We start from the raw sequence: 16810 nt of genomic DNA, 5'->3' as shown, positions 1-16810 counted from the left end.
CTGGCCGGCGGCCTGACGGTAATCCTCGAAGGAGGGCGCCTGCTGTTGCCGCTGTTGTTCGGGGGTGGGGGCCTCGGGTGGTTCTTGGGGCTGGGGCGGCTCTTGCTTGGGCTGCTCAACCCCGGGCGGGGCGGCCAGGCCCATGGCGCCGCCCATGACACCGCCGGCACCGAAGCCGGCGATGGCCGCGTTCAGGGCGCCCTCGACGGGCCCCTGGGTCTCGTCGGCCGTCTGGGAAATGGCGACGTTCTGGGCAATGCGCTGGGAACCCTCCTGGGCGAACTCCTGCGCCCCCTCGGTGGCGGCGCCCGTTGCGGCGTTGGCCAGGCGGTTGTTGCCGGGGACGCCAGCGGCCACCCGGCCCAGCATCCCCCCGAAGGGGGCCGACAGGGCGGCGGTGCTGGCGCCGGAATAGGCTGCGGTGCGACGGCTGCCCGCATCGGCCACCAGCTCCTTGGCAGCGTCCCGCGCCCGCTCCTCATCGAGGCCGTTGCGGATGTTCTCCTGGTAGGCCTGGCGGTAGGGGTCGCTGCGCTCCATGAGGTCCTGGTGGTCCATCCCCAGGATCTCCTGGAAGGTTTCCTCCGCCGCAACCGGGGCCTGGACCGCCGACTCGCCCGCGCTGTACCCGGCCATGCCGGCACCTCGCGCTCCCATGCCGGCCGCCTGGAGCCCCTTGGCGGCGGCCCCGCCGGCCCCCATGCCGGCCAGGGTGGGTAGGGTCGAGCCGGAAGCCGCGAGAAGCGCCCCGTAGGCGTTCAGGTCGCCCTCATGGAGGCGCTTGAGGGATTCCTTCCCCTCCTCGCTGATGCCCTCGCCCCAGTATTGCTTGGCCTCCTCGGAAAGGCTGCGGAGGCTGGCCGCCGTATCCTCGGCGCCGAGCTGGTCCAGGAGCCAGGCGCCACCGCCGGCCGTCTGGGCGCCGCCCCGCATGACCTGGTTGCCCATGTCCCCCAGGGCTTCCCCGAAGCCGACCCCTTCCTCCTGCTGGGGCTCCTTGTCCCCATATACGAGGTCGAAATAGTTTTGCCGGCCAGGCTGCTTGGCGGCCTCCCGCTTGACCTGGGCCAAGCGGTCGTCAGGAGGCGGGGTTAGGCCGCCCTGCTTGGGCTTGTTGCTTTTGGGGCGGTCGCGGTCGTCGTAGGGGTACTCAGCCATTCACGCTGTTCTCCCGCATCGCCTGGAGAATTTTCCGCGCTTCGGGGGTCACGCCGTACTTGTCGAGGTAATCGGGTAGGAGCCCAGGGTTCGCCATAAGCTCCTTGTTTTCCGCCTCGGACGGGGTGGCGTCTGGCTCTTTCACTCTACCCGTATTCGGGTCGATCAGGTCCATCCTACCACTTTGTTTGTTGAAACGAACCGGCATTTGGACCATGCCTTCATCGGTCATCCGCTCGATGGTCTCGTAGGCGTATTCGTCCCCCTCTTCACTCGCCATGTCCGCCCGATAGCGGAGGCGGTTGCCCTCGCGCTCGGCCTGGGTGCTGGCCATGTCGGATCGGAAGTCCATCCAGTCGCTCTGAGACTTCCGGTTGGCCTCAGCGACCTTGGCCCGCATGTCCTGTTCGGACTGGAGCTGCTTCTGGGCCTGGCGGGTTTCACCGAAGTTCTGGAGGAACTCAGTCAGGGGCTGGTCGATGCTGGGGATGTCCTGAGCCTCCCGGCGTAGCTGCGAGCGCCGGGTGGCGTTCTGGCCGGCCTCGGCCATGCCTGGGTCGCCACCGCCCATCCGACCGCCCCCGCCCTGCTGGGCCTGGGGCGGCGGGGCCAGGCTGCCGCCGTTGCGGGTGGGCATGATGCTCAGTCCGCCCCCGCCCATGGCGCCTTCCTGGGCACCCTCGCGGGTGCCGGCGAAGGTGTTGGTCTCGGGGTTGGCGTAGTAGGTCTCGTCGGAGTTGGGGAACTGGCGCTCCTCCACCGGGGAGGCTTGTTCGCCACCCTCCTGCTCCTGCTGACCTTCCTGGCCCTGCTGGCCCTGCTGGCCCTGCTGGGTCTGACCGGACTGGGTCTCCTGCGGCTCTCGTTCCGTCGCACCTGCCAGACCACGCCCCACGTTGTAAGCGGTCCCGCCCAGCTCTCCGCCTACATCGCGGACGGCCGACCCGAACTCGTAGAGCCCTCCACCGATGGGGCGACCAGCCGCATTGGCGATCTTCATGCCCGTGGTGTCGGCCTCCTCAACGCCCTCCTGGGTGTAGTTGGCAATCCGGGAAAGGGAGTTGCCAGCCTTCCGAACCGTCTGGGGGGCCGGGGAAAGGGGGCTCATTTGCAAGGCCGTGTCGAGGTAGCCACCGAAGCCCAGGCCTTCCTCGCCACCCCCTTGGTTGGGAGACTGCCCCTGGTTGGGGGGCTGGGAGAGCCCGCCGTTACGCGGTTGATTCTGACCCCCGGCTCCACCCTGATTCTGGCCCTGGTTGGTCATGCCGAGGGTGCCGGTATCTGGGTCGGACGCTTCGGCGGCGGCCACTTGCAGGCGTTCGGCTCGCTTTGCCAGTTCCTCGTCGGATTCCTGGCCGGTGGGCGCGGAGGTGTCAACGCCCGCCATGGGCGATTTGGCGTTCCCGCCTTTCTGGCTGGCCTGGGGCGGCGGCGTCATGCCGGGTCGCTGGGTGCGGCGCTTGCGCTCGTCGTTTGTAGCCATCACCGATCCTTTTGGGGATGTTCCGTTGATCCCCCAAGTTGGGGCACAGTGGGTAGAGCACCTTGAGAGGAGAAATCATGCACCGGCCAATGAATGGAACCGAGCGTTTCCTTTACCGGCTTCTCCGGGCGGTCTTGATTGGTTTGGGCGGCGTCGTGGTTGTGGCGTTTACCGCTGGCGCCCTTGGAATGCCCAAGCCGGCGGCCATGGGGTACACCTTCTACCTCAGCATCCTGATGGGCCTGGTGGGGCTGTTTATCCCCGTCCGGGACCCCAAAGCCCGCGAACAAACCGAGTGAGGCCGCCATGGACCGATTGAAAACCGGCCTTCTGCTTGGCCTGGGCATCGGCGCCGTCGCCGGCCTGATATGGGGATTCCAGGGCAATCCAGCCATGGGCGTCGCCAAGGGCGTCGGCGCCGGCATCGTCGCTTTCGTCGTCGGTGTGGCGGCGGGACCCAAGCGCATCGGCTTCTAAACCCTACCCGGTCGCCTGGGTGATGGTCTCGGACGCGAGCTGGACCATCGTGTTCTGGGCCGACACGGCCGCCTGGGCGATATTGGCGTAGAGCTGGGCGCCCTGGTTGGCCGAGTCGGTCTGGACCCGGATGCTGTCCATCCCCAGCTTGGCGTTGGCGATCCCGGTATCCGACTTGATCTGGGCCAACTGGCGGCTGTGCGCGGCGTTTTCCGCCTTCGTCTGGACCTCGGCCTCAAGCTGGGAAATCTGGGATCGCACGTCGGCCTGATACCGTTCCAGGGAGGCCCGATAGGCCTCCAGCTTGCCCTGGAAGTCGGTCTTATTAACGTCCACCTCGGTCAGGTAGGGCGTCAGCTCGCCCTTGTACTTCTCCACCAGGTTCTGGTTGTTCCGGGCCAGGGCCTCCTGGCTCTGGATCTCCGCCTCGTTCTGGGCCTGGATACCCGACACCCGGCTGCGGTAGCCGTCGTACTCGGCTGACTTGGCCTGAACCTTGGCCTGATCCCCTTCCATGGCCGCCTGATAGGCCTGGAACTCGGACCGCTTGGCCTGGGCCTCGGCGTCGTAGGCCTCGATCTTGGAGCGGAAGCGGTCGAGCTGGAGCTTCTGCTGTTCCAGCTTGGTGGATGCGGCCCGCATCCGTTCCGCATAGAGCTGGACCCGGTTGGCGTTTACGTCCAGCTCCTGGGCCATCTTCTGGAGGTCGAGCTGGTTGAGCTGGCCCACCGCCTCGGCGTACCGCACCTCCGCGTTGAACTGCTCCAACTTGGCCATTTCCGAACGGATCCGGGCCTCGTAGAGCTGGATCCGCGTCTGCTCCCACTCCAGCTCCGTTCGGTATTTCTGGACCGCCAGGTTGTAGGTCTGGACGATGTGGCCCAGGACCTGGGTGGCGTACTCCATGGCCTGCTGGTTCACCTGGAGCAGGGTCTGGGCGTACTGGATGGAGCCGTTACGCACCTGGGTCTGCATCTGGACGGCGGTGCTCACCGCGAACTGGAGATTCTGCTGCTCCAGCTCGGCCTGTTGCTTGGCAATCTCCCGGGCGGTCTCGGCGTTGCGGTCTGCGGCGCCCTGGTGGACCCGCTCAAGCTGGTTCAGGAGGATGGCGGGCGGCACCGAGAAGCCCCGCCGGGAAGCCGCCTCCCAGGCCTGGTTCTCCTGCTGGTAAACCTCCTGGTAGGTCCGGTCGCGGGCGCGGTCGTAGATGCCCTGCTCCACCTTCTCGGGTAGGCCCGTGCCGCCTTCCAGGTAGGTGTTCAGGCGCTCCATGAGCTTGTTGAGCTGTTCCGTCGCCCCCGGGTAGAACCGCTCGATAAACTTCTCGGCCTCCCCGTCCACCTGGGCCTTCATTTCCGGGACCATCTGGTCGTACAGGGCCTCGTACTGGCTGTCCAGGTTCTCGGGCGGGGCCGGCGGCTCGTCGGGCTCGTTGGCGGTAAAATCCGGGACGTTGATGTCCGGGTCGGACACCTCCGGGATCTCCCGCAGGTCCGGCGACCGGACCTCGTCCAGGTCGGGGGCCTCCGGGTAGGTAATCTCGTCCAGGTTGGGCGGGGTTTCATCGAACCCGCCCAGCGGCACCGGAACGTCGTGATTGAACAGATCCTCGGTGCTCAGGGGCTCCGGCGGATCGGGGATGTCGTTCAGGTCCGACACCGACAGCGTGGCCAGATCGGGCATGGTGGGCAGATCGCCCGGGATTTCCAGGCTGGCATCGAAGGTCGGGGCTTTCGGCAGGTCCGGGACCTCGGAGAACTGAATCTCGCCCAGGTCGGACAGGTCCGGCGTGGCGTAAGCGACCCCCTGGGCCGCCGTCTGCGCCGTATCAATCAGATCCTGGGCGCTTTTGTAGGACTCCTGAGCGTAGTCCCGGGCCTGGCCGATGATGTCCTTGATGGATTGTTCGGTGCTCATCCGATCCTCCGGGGTAGGCTGTCAGCCAGGACCTGGAGGGATTCCACGTCCAGGCCGCCGCCGTTGACGTTCGCCAGGGTGACGGACCAGAAAACCCCCTTTGGGCCCCGGCCGGGCTTCACCCGCTGCTTGTCCAGGGCCTTGTTGCTGGCCTCCAGGCGATAGGTGGCGGCCGGCCCCTCGTCAGGGGCGAAGGAAAGATCCAGGTCGCCGCTCGGGCGGAACGCCACATAGGCCCGCACGATCCGTTTCAGGGTGTCGCTGCTGATCCGCAGGCCGTCGATCCGGGCGGTGGCGTCGATATTGGCCCCGGCGGCGGTGTCGCCGCCGATCCGGTAGATGCCGCTGCCATCCACCGCGATGTCCTGGCCCTGGAACCGGCCCATGTGGGTGAACGGCCAGTGGGTGTAGCGGGTCACCGCCCCGTTTTGGAGATTCACCGAGTAGGCGATCTTCATGCCGCCTCCTCACCCGTTGCTCGCAGGTACGCCGCCGGGGCCTCGATGGGCTCGCCAGCCGCCGTTCCGCCGCCCCGCAGGGCCTGGAAGGCCAGGACCGCGACCCCCGTGGGAATGGCCCGGCCCTCCCCGGAAAGCTCGGCGGCCGGCGCTTCTCGATCCAGCGTACCAATGCCGCCGGTCAGGCTCTCCCCCAAAATCTGGAATGGCGCCAGCCGCCCCCGGGCGGTTCCGCCGCCTTCGCCCAACGCGGTCAGCCGGCCAAGGCGAAGGTCGGCCTGGCCGAGGCCGATGGCCTCGCCCGTGGCGGTAAGGTCCGGCAAGGACGCCCGGTAGACCATGCGCCCCACCCCGCTCCATTCGGCCTGGATGTCGGCCGTGGCGGCGGGGGGCTCCATCGCCATGGCCGAGCCGCCGCCCCGAAGCTCGGCCTCAATGAACGGCGACTCCGTCACCACCCCGTTCAGCTCGGCCGCATGGCCCTGGGCAGTCAGATCGGGGACGGGAGCCACGACCAACCCCCAGGAGTCGGGATACAGGTCCTCGAAGGCCAGACCCTCCAGGGGCTCGAAGCGGGGGTTGCCCTCCCCGTAAACCCCCTCAGCGGCGAGACCGACCAGCGGCTCCATGTCGCCACCCCCGCCGCCGATGCTGCCGGTCAGGGAAAAGCCGCTGGCGTCCAGGGCCTGGAAGGTCAGATCCACGATAACCGGCTGCGGCATGTGGATCCCGGCGGTTGCCTCGTTTTCCAGCGCCTCCAGGGTGAGATCCGCGTGGGTGTACGGGTAGTTGGCCCCCAGGCCCTCCAAAGGCGCCAGGACCAACGTGCGATGGAGAAGCTCTCCGGCCCCCCGGGCCATTAAGGGGTAGAGGTCGCCCGCCGCATCCGCGTAGTCCCCGGCCCCACCGAAGGCGGTCAGCTCCTGGAAGCTCAGATCGGCCTCGCCGGGGCCTGTCGGCAGGACCTCCTCCGCGACCTCAAAGGTCCGGCCACGGTTGATCTCGGTTGCGTTACTGCCCCCGGTCACCGGCTGGAGGGCCAGGTCGGCGTACCCCCATTGGTCGCGGATCACCTTTCCGCCCGATCCGTCCCCGGTCAGGGGGTATAGGAATATATCCTGGGCCTCCGCATAGGTCCCCTCGCCCCCGAAATGGCGAAGGGGCAAAAAGCTGTTGTCAGCCTGCCCGGTCAGGGACTCGAAGCCCTTGCCGCGCAGCTTCTGGAAGTAGAGGCTGGCTCGCGCCCGGCTGTCCGCCCGGCCGAATCCATCCAATGGTTCCAGCTCGCCGCTGCCACCACCCCTATTGGCATCCGTGAGCTTGGCCTCCAGGACCCGGTCGTCGGCCATGTAAAAGACCGCCTCCAGGAACAGAAGGTCGCTGCTGATCCGGTCGGAGGTGTGGATGCGGCTGCCATTGAGATAGAAGTGGACGGTGTTCCGCTCCCGCTCGATGCGGAACCAATCGTCATTGGTGAAAACCTGGCGGCCGGTCTTGAACGCGCCCTCCTCCAGGACCCGGAACTCGCCTCTCTCGGCGTAGATGGCGTAGTGGATGTCCTGGTAGCCGGTGGTTTCGTAGGTGCCCTCGTTGAGCCCGACCACAACGCCAACGGATGCGGCCGAAATACGGAACTCAACGGCGCCGCTGTCCTCGATCTCGTCAATGGACCGGGCGGAAGCGTTCCAGCCAAGATTGGCGTCCCGTTCGGCGTCGCTTCCCCCTTCGCAGACCGTGGTGCATTCGGTGGTGCATTCCTCGTAGGTGCGGGTTTTCTCCTCATAATGGCCGGTTGGTGTGCAGGAGCCATCGGTGGAACCGCCGCCTCCGAACGCGGCATCCGATTCGTAGGTGGTGCCACCAGTGCAGACGTACCCGTCGACCACGAGCTCCTCGTAGGTCTCGGTGACCGTATAGCAATCGCCCGTGGTGCATTCCTCCCAGCACTCCTTGGGCTCACCAGGGATGATCTTCCAGGTTTTGTAGAGTTCGCCGGCCATTGGCTACTCCTGCGAATGACAGGGGAAAGGGTTTCATATAGGACCCTGTCACTCCTGCTGGGATTTTGGGTTAATCTTGTTGGGGGCCCGTTCGGATACAACCCCTTTCAACGGGTCATCCTTACTCAGGGCGTATGCCTGCAATGGGAACAAAACGAACGCATCATCCTCAGTTGCCGGGGTCCGGGTAAATGCCCTCGGTGAGGTCTCGCCAACGATATTGACGACCTCTACATTGGCGTCCTTAGCCCGCTCCCAAGTATAGGGAGTATCAAGGTAATTGGTATCGGTGCAGATCAGGGATAGGAATAGGCGCCCCTGACCGTCAATCGCCACTCCTTGTCCGGTAAGTGGGGTTCTGAATACGTCTAATACGAATATGCCATAAAGAGTATCCTCGGAATGATGTACCTTGCTGGATTGGTATAAGTTCTCCGTTTCTCCGTTATAATGTAAATCATAGGAAACCCCTCTTACCCCCTCGTAGCGCGTCAGAACCAAATCATTGCGAAGATCCAGGTGCAACAACTCTGATTGGCGGTTATTTTCTTCTAGGAAATGCCCACCATTCGGTCCGTCTGCTGGGCATCCGTAACGCACTCTCATAAAATCTTTTGTCTCTGTATTTTTATCTGGACTCTCTCCCCAAGCAGTAACAATCTCATTTCCTTTGTAGTCGTATGCGCCCAGTACCCAGGTAGTTTCATCGTAACCCGTATCATCAACCAAACGGGGATCGGAATGCTCACTGTATTGGTAAGTCGGGTTTTCCGGGTCGGACAGGTCTATATCAACCACCCATTTAACGTATTTAATAGCTGTATGGGCGTTCATGTAAATCTGGCGACCGTCCGGGCGGATGACCGGAATGCCAAACCCTTTAGGAAGCTGAGAGCCCAACTTCTTCCAACGGCCCCGATCATGGACCCCGGGTTGGGGCTCATAACCTTGCGGCCAGAACCATGTCCATCGGACTATGTGCATGACCCAGTAATATCGGCCTTTGTGGTCGGGGTTGTCGGATACCCCGACATACATGGAGAAATTCATGCGTTCAACGTCCGAAGCAAGGATCGAGGCCCGATCCGGGGGCGAGTTCATCCAGTTCTCAAAGGCCTCGAAGGGGTCCTGGCCATTCTCGGTCATGGTTAGATTTTCTTCTGCGTAAGCAATAGCCCCTATTTCCTGCAAGATGCTCAGATATGGACCATGCTCGAAAACGCCGCTATCAATCATGGAATTGGCGTATTCCCGAGCCGGATTGCTAACGGTCCCGGGCGGGAAGTAAATTGGCGAAAGGCCGACCTCTATCCGTTTAGCATTAGCCAGTTCACGAACCCTCCTCTCGATGGCACTTTCCCTCCTGGGCTCAATCCGCCGGGCCCAAATCTCCATGGCGTTGTCGCCGGTTTCGTCGGCGTAGGGCTTTTCAATACCGGCCACCAGCCAATGCTCCACGCCGCCGTCATCGCGGGTTCGGCGCGTTGTCGCCACACAGTTGCAAGGGCCAGGGAACTCCGCCAGAACGTCACCGCGATAATAAACGCGGGCCCATGAATCGAATCCGGTCGTATTGTTCCATCCTGACCAGCGCCGGCTGATTCTCCCGTCATAGGAAAGGACGATGCCGTCGTCGCTGCGCCATTCCTCCTTGCCAATAAGCGGGTTGGGGTTGCGATCCAGGAAGGGGTCCACCTCGGGGTCCTTCTGATCGTTACCCAGATTGATCTGGCGCTTGTTCGGAAAGAATTGAAGCAAAGCGGCCATGCCGATGGGGACAGCGTCTGGCACATATAAGCCAATCTGTACGGGCTGCGGAGCCCGCTCGGTACTGACGACCTCCTCCCCACCGATATTTCCCGACTCAAGAAGTCGCCCAGGCTGTTTGTAGCCGGGATGAGGGATGTAGGGATGGAAACGCCTTTCCAGGTATTCGGGGTAATCAACGGGCTCGCCCGTTTCAATCTCCTCGGTTATAACCCAGTCCCACCATTTCAAAGGCCCAACCCTGGGGGTGACCAAAACGCCCCAGGTATCTTCCAGCTCGCCTTCCTGGTGAATCGTGACGTGGGCATCCCCACCCACAACTTGGAGGCGGATAAAGCCATTCGCCAGGCTCACCGTCTTGGTGAAGGCCCCGGTCCCGGACTGGCGGATAAAATCCTCAACCTCGGCCAATTTTTTCCGGGCGAAGGGCCACAGGCGGGCGGCGGCGGCCTTGTTGCCGATGAACCGCTTGTGGACCCGCATCAGGTCACCTCTTCGACACCGATGGTTGCCATCCAGAACAGGTTGGGACCGAAATCGCCGTAGGCGAAATCCCCGGTTACCTTGTTGTTCTTAACCCGGAGGCGCCATTCCTCATACATGGCATCCGCACCGCCTTCTTTTTCCTTGGTCCAGGAAATGCCATCGGGCGTGTACCAAAGGTCATAGAGATCGGTGTCTCTATAAACGTAGGCCAGAAAGACCCCTTTATCGGCGTCGTAGCCGAGATTACGAAGATCCAAGGGGTCATCATCGAACGGCGACTCATGGATTCCGTCCCAGGTAGCTCCCCCATCGCTACTTACAAGGGAAACGGATGCCGATGGACTAACCCCGTAGCTAAACCACATGGCGACGAAATAGCCGTTGCCATCCGAGACCACAAAAACGTCGTTATACACATAGCCCGGAACATCATCGGTGTGCTGCTTCGCAGCCCAGGTGGCACCGCCATCCGTGCTCTGCCAAAGGAACACCCCCGACCCCGTTTGCACGGCGATCATCATCCAGGTAACGGCGGTTGGGTCGTATTCGGCGTGGGGCCACTCCGGGAAGCCTGCCGGGCCTTCGACGCTTGCTAGATTGAGCGTTTGGCCATCGGTGCTGACAACGAAAAAGAGATCATCCGAACCGTCCCCAATGACCAGGCCGGGTTGGCCACCATGGATGATTCCATCGTTAGGCCACTTCCAATCCTCGAAATTCTGATCCAGCGGACCGGTATATTCGAGCCCATCAGTGGTCAGGAACACATACTTCTTAGAGACATCATCTTCGGATTCGACGGAAAAGACCACAAAGGATTGCAGGCCCGGGGAAAAGTCCAGGTTCTTAATAGACGCATCCGTTCCCCCCTGGTTAGGCGGCAGGTTCCCCGGCTCCCAAGTGGTCCCGTCCGTGCTGTACTCGACCCCGTTAATAAAGAAGCCACTATTGAGGCGAAGCCAGTACCCCATCCGATCCTCCTTAACGGGCGGCCGGAGCCGCCCTTATCGGTTTACAGGGTGGGCAGGGTCACCGAGTAGGCGTCGATGGTCTGGGTCGCGCCCGAGGACAGCGACACGCTGGACAGGTTGAGGTCGGAGCCCGAGGTGCCCACCGCGCCCTGGAGCCGCTCCTGGGTGGTGGAGCTGGTGGCGTCGTCCGCCTGGGTGACGTGGCGGAAGTAGGTGGCGGTGCCGCTGGCGGCGTTGGTGCCCTCCCAGGTCTCGTTGGGATCCTTGGTGATGGTCCCGCCCGAGGCCCCGTTGGGGTCCAGGTCGATGCCGGTGCCGGAGCCCAGGGCCTGGCCGGCGTCGGTGATCTCCACAAGCATGTCGGAATCGCCGGAGATGGCGTCATCGGCATTGGTCGGCACGGTGCCGGAGTAGATGCGGAGGACGCCGTCCGCCAGGACGGTGGTCAGGTCGCCGGTGTCGAGCAGGGCGTTACGCAGCCCGGTGGAAGCCTTGAAAGCCATGATTCACTCCTTTGGACGTAAAAAAGCCCCGCCGAATAGCGGGGCCGGAACCTAGAAAGCCCGGTAGGGGCTAGTGCGGGCCTATTTGCTGGCCGGGAGAATCACCTTGAAAACGTCGATGGTGTACGGCGCTCCCTTGGTGATGCTGGTGGTGGACAGGTTGAGGTCCTTGCCGTAGGTGCCGATGGCACCGTCCATGCGCGGCAAGGTGGTCGAGGAGCCGAGGTCGTCCAGGTCGTTGCCCATGAGGCGGAACCAGCCGGCCGTGCCGTCCGCCAGGCCCTCGAACTTCCAATTCTCGGCCCCATCCTTGTCGATGGCGCCGTCGCTCGGGGTGCCGAACTCCAGGCCGTTGGTGGCGGAGCCAAAGCTGAAATTCCCGGCGTCCTGGGTCACCTCGCCCAGCTTGGTGCCCTGGACCGGGTCATCGGCCGACGCCGGCTGGATCCCGGAGTAAATGTAGATTACGCCGTCTGCGAAGATGTCCTTGAAGCTGTTGGTGCCCAGGAGCTTGTCTCGTAGTCCGGTGCTGAAACGGATGGCCATGATGGGTCTCCTTGCTTAGAAGGCGTTGTAGGCGGGCTCGCCGCCGTCCTCGACCACCACGACGTAGCGGGTCTCGCCATGGCGCTCCAGGACCGCGCCCGCGCCGTACCTGCCGGGCGGAACGCTGACGGTGGCCTCGGTAAGGTTCTCGAAAGGCAGGCCCCGGCACAGGCCGCGCTCGGTCCAGAAGTAGACCGCGCCCTGGTGCCAGGTCCCCGTCCAGCCCCGGATCACGCCGTAGTCCGCGAGCTTCTGGATTCCCTGCTCCTCGTCGTAGGCGTAGACGGCATCCCGGCATCCCAGGATCAGGCCCTGGGGATGGCCGGCGATCAGCCGGATCTCGCCCGGCAGGAGGAAGGCGTCCATGAGGTCGAAGTGCTCATAGCCCAGGGGCTGGCTGGGCCAGATGGCGGACTGATTGGCCTCCGGGAAATACTGGCCGAGATACATCCGGCCCAGGCGGTAGCCCAGGACCTTCCCGCCCGGCGGGCCAGACAGGAACTGGGTCTGGAGCGGATCCACCAGGCTGGTCAGGGGGCCGGCCCAGGTGGTCACCGTTTCCCCGGTCTCGTAGGCCCGGTAGAAGGTGGTCGAATCGGTGGGCGTGATGTAGACCCGCACCGGATACGGCATGGCGTCGAAGCTCACCTGCAACCCGGCCGGGTCCGCCAGGTCGATCACATTGCCCCGGGGGGCGCCGGACTCCCGGCCATCGGGGGCGACGAAGGTGGCGGTGACCTGATACCGCCCCGGGGGCAGGTCGCCGGCCGTGGTCGCCACCTCGGGAATCTCCGGGATCGGCATTCCCCAGTCCCGGACCATGTCCTGGTCGATCACCAGGAACTCGACGCCGTTGGTGGCGTAGACGGCATCGTTGACCTCGGCCCACCGGAAGTCCGAGCGGGTCAGGCCCGAGCGGAGGGTCACAGTGGTCCAGTCGGGGAGGAGCTGCTTGAGGGTGTCGCCCTCCACGATGTAGGCCCGCTGCTCGTCATCGGTTACGAACAGGTTGGTCACCGAGCCGGTGTAGACCTGCTCGTAGCCCTCGGCCCGGGTCAGGCGCCCGGTCTGGTCCACGTCCACGTTGTCGGCCCGGGACAGGCCGGCCTCCATGCCACCCTCCTCCGGGTGACGGTTGCGGCGCAGGGGATCGACCTTGTTCACCAGGCCCCGGAACCGGGTTATTGCCACGCTCTCTAGGGGCATCAGGCGTCCTCCCCGGGTTCATCCACGGGAGCGGCCAGGACGATCTTGTCCGGCTCGAAGGTAGCCACCTTGGCCTCGGTTACCGGGCGCATGGTGTCCTCCCAGAAGAAGTAAGGGCCGAGGGCCGGGACGTAGTGGACCGGGGCCAGGTAGGGAGCCGACTCCAGCGTCGGCGGCTTGTTGATCGAGGGCGGCATGAGGCCCATTTCCTCCTCGGAGATCCCGAGGATGGAGACCAGGTCACCCACCACGCCCGCATGGACGTTCTTCTGCCCGTCCTTGAGGACGCGATCACGGCCGCCTTCCTGGACGCAGAAGCGGACGTTATCCAGGCGGATGGTCGGCGCATGGGCTATCACCTTGCCCTTCCAGTCCCCTTCAAGCGCCTTTACCGACCACTTCTTCTTGTGGATGTTCCAGTAGACGAACGAGCGCATCACATATAGCTCCCGGGGACGCGCAGGGGGCGTGATTTGCGGTCGAACTCCCGCTCCCAGGCGGCCTTGCGGCGCCCGAACTGCTGGGCGAAGGCCTGGGCATGTTGCATGGCCTTCTCCGGGGCGTAGGTATCCACGTCCTGGCGGTCCAGGGCCAGGTAGTAGACCCAGTGCAGGAGCGGGTAGTGGTCCTCCGGCGGGATGGGCGGCTCCTTGTGGCCCATGTACGACGGGATGGGCTCCAGGGGGCGGCGCCACACCGTCAGGCGGAGGGTGGTGTCGGTATCCGGGATCGGGTACAGGCGGATGCCCTGGTTCATGTCGGCCAGGTACATTTCCGGCGTCCCGGTATCCGACTCCCAATCCATCCGCATCCCGTCGAGGGCGTCCCGGTCGGTCTTTTTGAGGGCCCGGGGCTGGCTGGCGAGCTTGGCCCGCTTGACCAGGACGATGCGCGAGTCCAGGTCGTACTTGGCCTGGCCGGCTGTGACCGCTACCTCGCACACATCGGGCGTGTCCGAGTCCAGAATCAGCTCGGCCCGTAGGCAAGCCTCGTCAATGGCTCGGTTGATGTAGCTCACCAGCTCATTGGTCTTGAACAGGGACAGGGAATCGTCGCCGCCCCCGGGCTGCTCCGGGTCGTCCAGGTCGATCCGGGCCTGGGCCAGAAGGTCGTTCAGGGTCGCCATTCCGTGCCCTCCCCGTTACCCATTCAGGGCTTCCTCGATGCGGTTCACCATGGTCGCCGGCTTCATGGTCCGCTTGATGTCGGCGGTGGGCACGTTCTTGTCGGCCCAGGCGATGATGTCCTCCGGGTCGAGGCCCAGGAGGTGGTCCCGGATCTCCGGGCTCAGGCCGCCGCTGCCCTCGGGGGCCTCGTCCTCGGGGGCCTCCGGGTCCTCCGGCCAGGCCGGGCCCTGCTCCGGTTCCCGGGTCTCGGCCGGGGCGGGCTCCGGCTGGGCGCCCTCCACCAAGTCCCGGTCCGGGGTCACGCCCGAGTCCTCCGGGGGCTTCTTGTCGCCCTTGTAGACCCGGAAGCCTTCCTTGATGGCCAGAAAGCCCTGGAGGTCGTCTGGGTCCTCCACCAGGCACAGGTGCGGGGAGTGGGCTTCCAGGTCCGCCGGCCGGAAGTGGTAGGTCTTGCGGTTCATCCGGTAATCGGAACCGCCGCCCCGCTGGATGATGCTCTCGACAACCATGGAATTGCTCACGGTCCTCTCCTCTCGAAATAGAAAAGCGGGGGCCTCAGCCCCCGCTATGCGCGGTTACCCGGGTGGCCGGGGGTTAGCTGCCGCGATGGCTCCGGCGGTAGAACACGGTCACCGTGATCGTGGCCGGGGTCACGGCCGAGCCGGGGCCGGTGGTCACCGTCAGGCCCATGCGGCGGTTCTGGTCCGTGTAGGGCGCCAGGCGACTGCCGCCCTGCTGGGCCATGCGGGCCATGCCGCCGCCCTGGCCAATGGTGGAGCCAGAAACCAGCTCGTCGCCGTTGGCGTCCACATCACCCACGTCGAAAACGATCCCGGAACCGGAGTCCAGGGAGTCGGTGTCCACGATGGCGTCCACCGGGACGTGGCCGGCCGGCACCAGGGCCATGGGAAGGGTATCGCCGGAGGCGAGGGCCTGCTCCATGGTGATCTCGCCCTGGACCGCCCGGATCTCACCAGCGGCGCAGGAGCTGATCGGAGGGTTCACTTTCGGGTCAGCGTCCCGAGCAACGTATTCCGCCATGATGTCTCTCCTAGTTGGTTAGGCGGGCGAAAAGGGGGCTAGGCCCCCTTATTCAGCCTTTAGGTGGTGGGATCGGACGCGGCGGTATCCAGGGCCATGACGCCGAAGTCCTGGCCCTCGAACCGGGTCTTTTTGGTCCCGAAGATCGAGTAGGTGGAGATCACCACCTGGTTGCCGTTGTCCCGGGACTCCTCGTGCCAGTCGAAGCGCAGGCCGGAGCCCGGGGAGCCGAACGCCACCACGCCCGCCTGGGTGCCCAGGAACAGGGCGCGGGCCACCTCCACGTCGCCGCCGGAACCGTAGTCATCGAACCGGGTCACGGCCTTGTGCTTGTGGAGGATGACGTTGTTGTACATCCCCAGCGACCCCTGGAAGATCGGGCTGGACCGCCCTTCCGCCTGGGCAGCGGCCTTCTGGATGTCCAGCCACTGGCCCTGGTTGGTGTTGGTCCGAACGTCGTACTCCTGCCAGGGGTTCATCACGCAGACGTAATGATCCTCGCCGTTGATGCGGATGGGCTGGATCTGCGGGGTGTTCTGGGTCCCGCCGCCCATCATCGTCGCCCGGGTCACCGCCTTGTCGATGAGGTCCAGGCTGAATACGTCGCTGGTCGTCATCGTGGACTTGGAGGTGGCGGACCCGCCGAACAGGTGGTGCTGGCTATCCGGGGCGGTGACGGGGTTGTTGGCGAAGCCCGAGTAGTCCTGCGGGAAGATGTAGTCGCTGTTGATGCCCCGATCACCGCTCAGGTACATGAAGAACAGCTCATCGAACACGCGGGACCACCACTCGGACTGCCGCTTGCGGGCGACCTGGCGGAGGTCGTGGAGGGTGCGCTTGCGGGTCATGCGCCCGCCCCCGTTCACACCGCCGCGCATCTGGTCGATGTAGACCTGGTCGGTGTAGAACTTGAGGTCCTCCTCCGTCCCCTCCTGGGTCTCATCGCCCTCGATGGGCTGGCCGGTGAGCTGGAGGGACAGGTCGAAGCTGATCTGCTCACCCGCGTCGGACTCCAGGTGCGGCAGGAGCTGGAGCGGGGTCCGGGCGTTCTCGCCCTTGCCCATGAACTTCTTGTTGAAGTAGCTCTCGCGGCCCACGTCCACAGCCAGGTAGCCGGAGAACTTGTTGACGGCCTTGGGGTCGTTGAGCCCCACGATGGTCTGAGCCATTGCGGCTTCCTCCTAGACTTGGCGCTCTTGCGCCGGTCCTGAAAGGGTCACTCCTGCGACCCGGCTTTTGATTTCGGCGGCGGTGGCGGCAGGCTCTGGCCCGATGGCCGGGCCTTGGCCTTGCCGATGGTCACCGCGTCGTCGGCCTCGACGCGCAGGCGGGACCGCTGGCCCTGTTTTTCCTCCAGGGTCAGGCGGATACGGCCGTCATCCAGATCGACCGACTCACCCACTTTGAGGTCGAGGAATAGCGACACGGTGGTTAGCCCTCCGCCAGATAGCGTTCAGCTTCCTCGGGGGAGAGCTGGGCCAGGGCCTCCTCGAAGTCGAGGCCGGACTTGTTGTTCAGCCAGGCCCACGGGTCGGTGCCCTCGCCCTCGGCCTCCGGCACCCCAGACAGGCTGGCGGGTGCCTCGGGACGGCCACCCCGTTTCCGGGCCACCTCCGCCGCCGAGGGCTGGGCCTGTTCGCCCTGGTTCTGGCCCTGGCCTTCCCCCG

19 protein-coding genes are annotated in these 16810 nt (G+C 64.7%); 2 read left to right on the top strand and 17 right to left on the bottom strand.

Annotated elements, in window-relative coordinates; translation table 11 throughout:
• Both V5A19_RS11900 and V5A19_RS11895 read right to left on the bottom strand, forming a co-directional pair.
• On the bottom strand, positions 1–1158 hold a 1158-nt coding region (locus V5A19_RS11900; protein ID WP_332327831.1), incomplete at its 3' end, for a hypothetical protein.
• Positions 1151–2641, bottom strand: coding sequence for a hypothetical protein (locus tag V5A19_RS11895; RefSeq protein WP_332319499.1), 1491 nt, complete (start codon positions 2639–2641; stop codon positions 1151–1153). The genes V5A19_RS11895 and V5A19_RS11900, both read right to left, overlap by 8 nt.
• A gap of 77 nt (positions 2642–2718) precedes the next feature.
• Between V5A19_RS11895 and V5A19_RS11890 the strand changes: the two genes are divergently transcribed.
• Together V5A19_RS11890 and V5A19_RS11885 are read left to right on the top strand one after the other, a co-directional pair.
• The gene (locus tag V5A19_RS11890) at positions 2719–2940 is read left to right on the top strand and encodes a hypothetical protein (protein WP_332319498.1); all 222 of its coding nucleotides are present in this window, start codon (positions 2719–2721) and stop codon (positions 2938–2940) included.
• A 7-nt stretch (positions 2941–2947) separates the two neighbouring features.
• Complete coding sequence (locus V5A19_RS11885; RefSeq protein WP_332319497.1) at positions 2948–3118, top strand: hypothetical protein; 171 nt, start codon at positions 2948–2950, stop codon at positions 3116–3118.
• Between the two features lie 3 nt (positions 3119–3121).
• Here the strand turns inward: V5A19_RS11885 and V5A19_RS11880 are convergent, their stop codons facing one another.
• The 15 genes from V5A19_RS11880 to V5A19_RS11810 all read right to left on the bottom strand — a co-directional run.
• Complete coding sequence (locus tag V5A19_RS11880) at positions 3122–5038, bottom strand: hypothetical protein (protein WP_332319496.1); 1917 nt, start codon at positions 5036–5038, stop codon at positions 3122–3124.
• A complete protein-coding gene (locus tag V5A19_RS11875; RefSeq protein WP_332327830.1) occupies positions 5035–5496 on the bottom strand; it encodes a hypothetical protein in 462 nt (153 codons plus the stop codon). Before V5A19_RS11875 ends, V5A19_RS11880 begins: the two co-directional genes overlap by 4 nt.
• The gene (locus tag V5A19_RS11870; protein WP_332319494.1) at positions 5493–7496 is read right to left on the bottom strand and encodes a hypothetical protein; all 2004 of its coding nucleotides are present in this window, start codon (positions 7494–7496) and stop codon (positions 5493–5495) included. Before V5A19_RS11870 ends, V5A19_RS11875 begins: the two co-directional genes overlap by 4 nt.
• Before the next feature lie 48 nt (positions 7497–7544).
• Positions 7545–9746, bottom strand: coding sequence for a CAP domain-containing protein (locus tag V5A19_RS11865; protein ID WP_332319493.1), 2202 nt, complete (start codon positions 9744–9746; stop codon positions 7545–7547).
• Complete coding sequence (locus tag V5A19_RS11860) at positions 9746–10720, bottom strand: WD40/YVTN/BNR-like repeat-containing protein (protein WP_332319492.1); 975 nt, start codon at positions 10718–10720, stop codon at positions 9746–9748. Before V5A19_RS11860 ends, V5A19_RS11865 begins: the two co-directional genes overlap by 1 nt.
• Positions 10721–10761: 41 nt before the next feature.
• The gene (locus V5A19_RS11855; protein WP_332319491.1) at positions 10762–11223 is read right to left on the bottom strand and encodes a hypothetical protein; all 462 of its coding nucleotides are present in this window, start codon (positions 11221–11223) and stop codon (positions 10762–10764) included.
• Between the two features lie 81 nt (positions 11224–11304).
• Positions 11305–11769 carry a hypothetical protein gene (locus V5A19_RS11850; protein WP_332319490.1) on the bottom strand — a complete coding sequence of 155 codons (465 nt, stop codon included), beginning with the start codon at positions 11767–11769 and terminating at the stop codon, positions 11305–11307.
• Between the two features lie 15 nt (positions 11770–11784).
• Positions 11785–12975, bottom strand: coding sequence for a hypothetical protein (locus tag V5A19_RS11845; RefSeq protein WP_332319489.1), 1191 nt, complete (start codon positions 12973–12975; stop codon positions 11785–11787).
• Positions 12975–13412 carry a hypothetical protein gene (locus V5A19_RS11840; protein ID WP_332319488.1) on the bottom strand — a complete coding sequence of 146 codons (438 nt, stop codon included), beginning with the start codon at positions 13410–13412 and terminating at the stop codon, positions 12975–12977. Before V5A19_RS11840 ends, V5A19_RS11845 begins: the two co-directional genes overlap by 1 nt.
• Positions 13412–14101 (bottom strand): phage adaptor protein, encoded by a 690-nt coding sequence (locus tag V5A19_RS11835; RefSeq protein ID WP_332319487.1) that lies wholly within the window; start codon positions 14099–14101, stop codon positions 13412–13414. The genes V5A19_RS11840 and V5A19_RS11835 overlap by 1 nt, the downstream gene beginning before the upstream one ends.
• A gap of 15 nt (positions 14102–14116) precedes the next feature.
• Complete coding sequence (locus V5A19_RS11830) at positions 14117–14623, bottom strand: hypothetical protein (RefSeq protein ID WP_332327829.1); 507 nt, start codon at positions 14621–14623, stop codon at positions 14117–14119.
• Between the two features lie 73 nt (positions 14624–14696).
• Positions 14697–15143 (bottom strand): hypothetical protein, encoded by a 447-nt coding sequence (locus tag V5A19_RS11825; protein ID WP_332319600.1) that lies wholly within the window; start codon positions 15141–15143, stop codon positions 14697–14699.
• A gap of 59 nt (positions 15144–15202) precedes the next feature.
• Complete coding sequence (locus tag V5A19_RS11820; RefSeq protein ID WP_332319599.1) at positions 15203–16312, bottom strand: N4-gp56 family major capsid protein; 1110 nt, start codon at positions 16310–16312, stop codon at positions 15203–15205.
• Positions 16313–16359: 47 nt separating this feature from the next.
• Positions 16360–16569: a hypothetical protein gene (locus V5A19_RS11815; protein WP_332319598.1), complete on the bottom strand. Its 210-nt coding sequence runs from the start codon at positions 16567–16569 to the stop codon at positions 16360–16362.
• Between the two features lie 5 nt (positions 16570–16574).
• On the bottom strand, positions 16575–16810 hold a 236-nt coding region (locus tag V5A19_RS11810; protein ID WP_332327828.1), incomplete at its 5' end, for a hypothetical protein.

The organism is Thiohalorhabdus sp. (genome assembly GCF_036628635.1).
Taxonomy (GTDB): Bacteria; Pseudomonadota; Gammaproteobacteria; order Thiohalorhabdales; family Thiohalorhabdaceae; genus Thiohalorhabdus.
The sequence above is the reverse complement of the archived record's forward strand: the minus strand, read 5'-3'. Positions and strand labels throughout refer to the sequence as shown.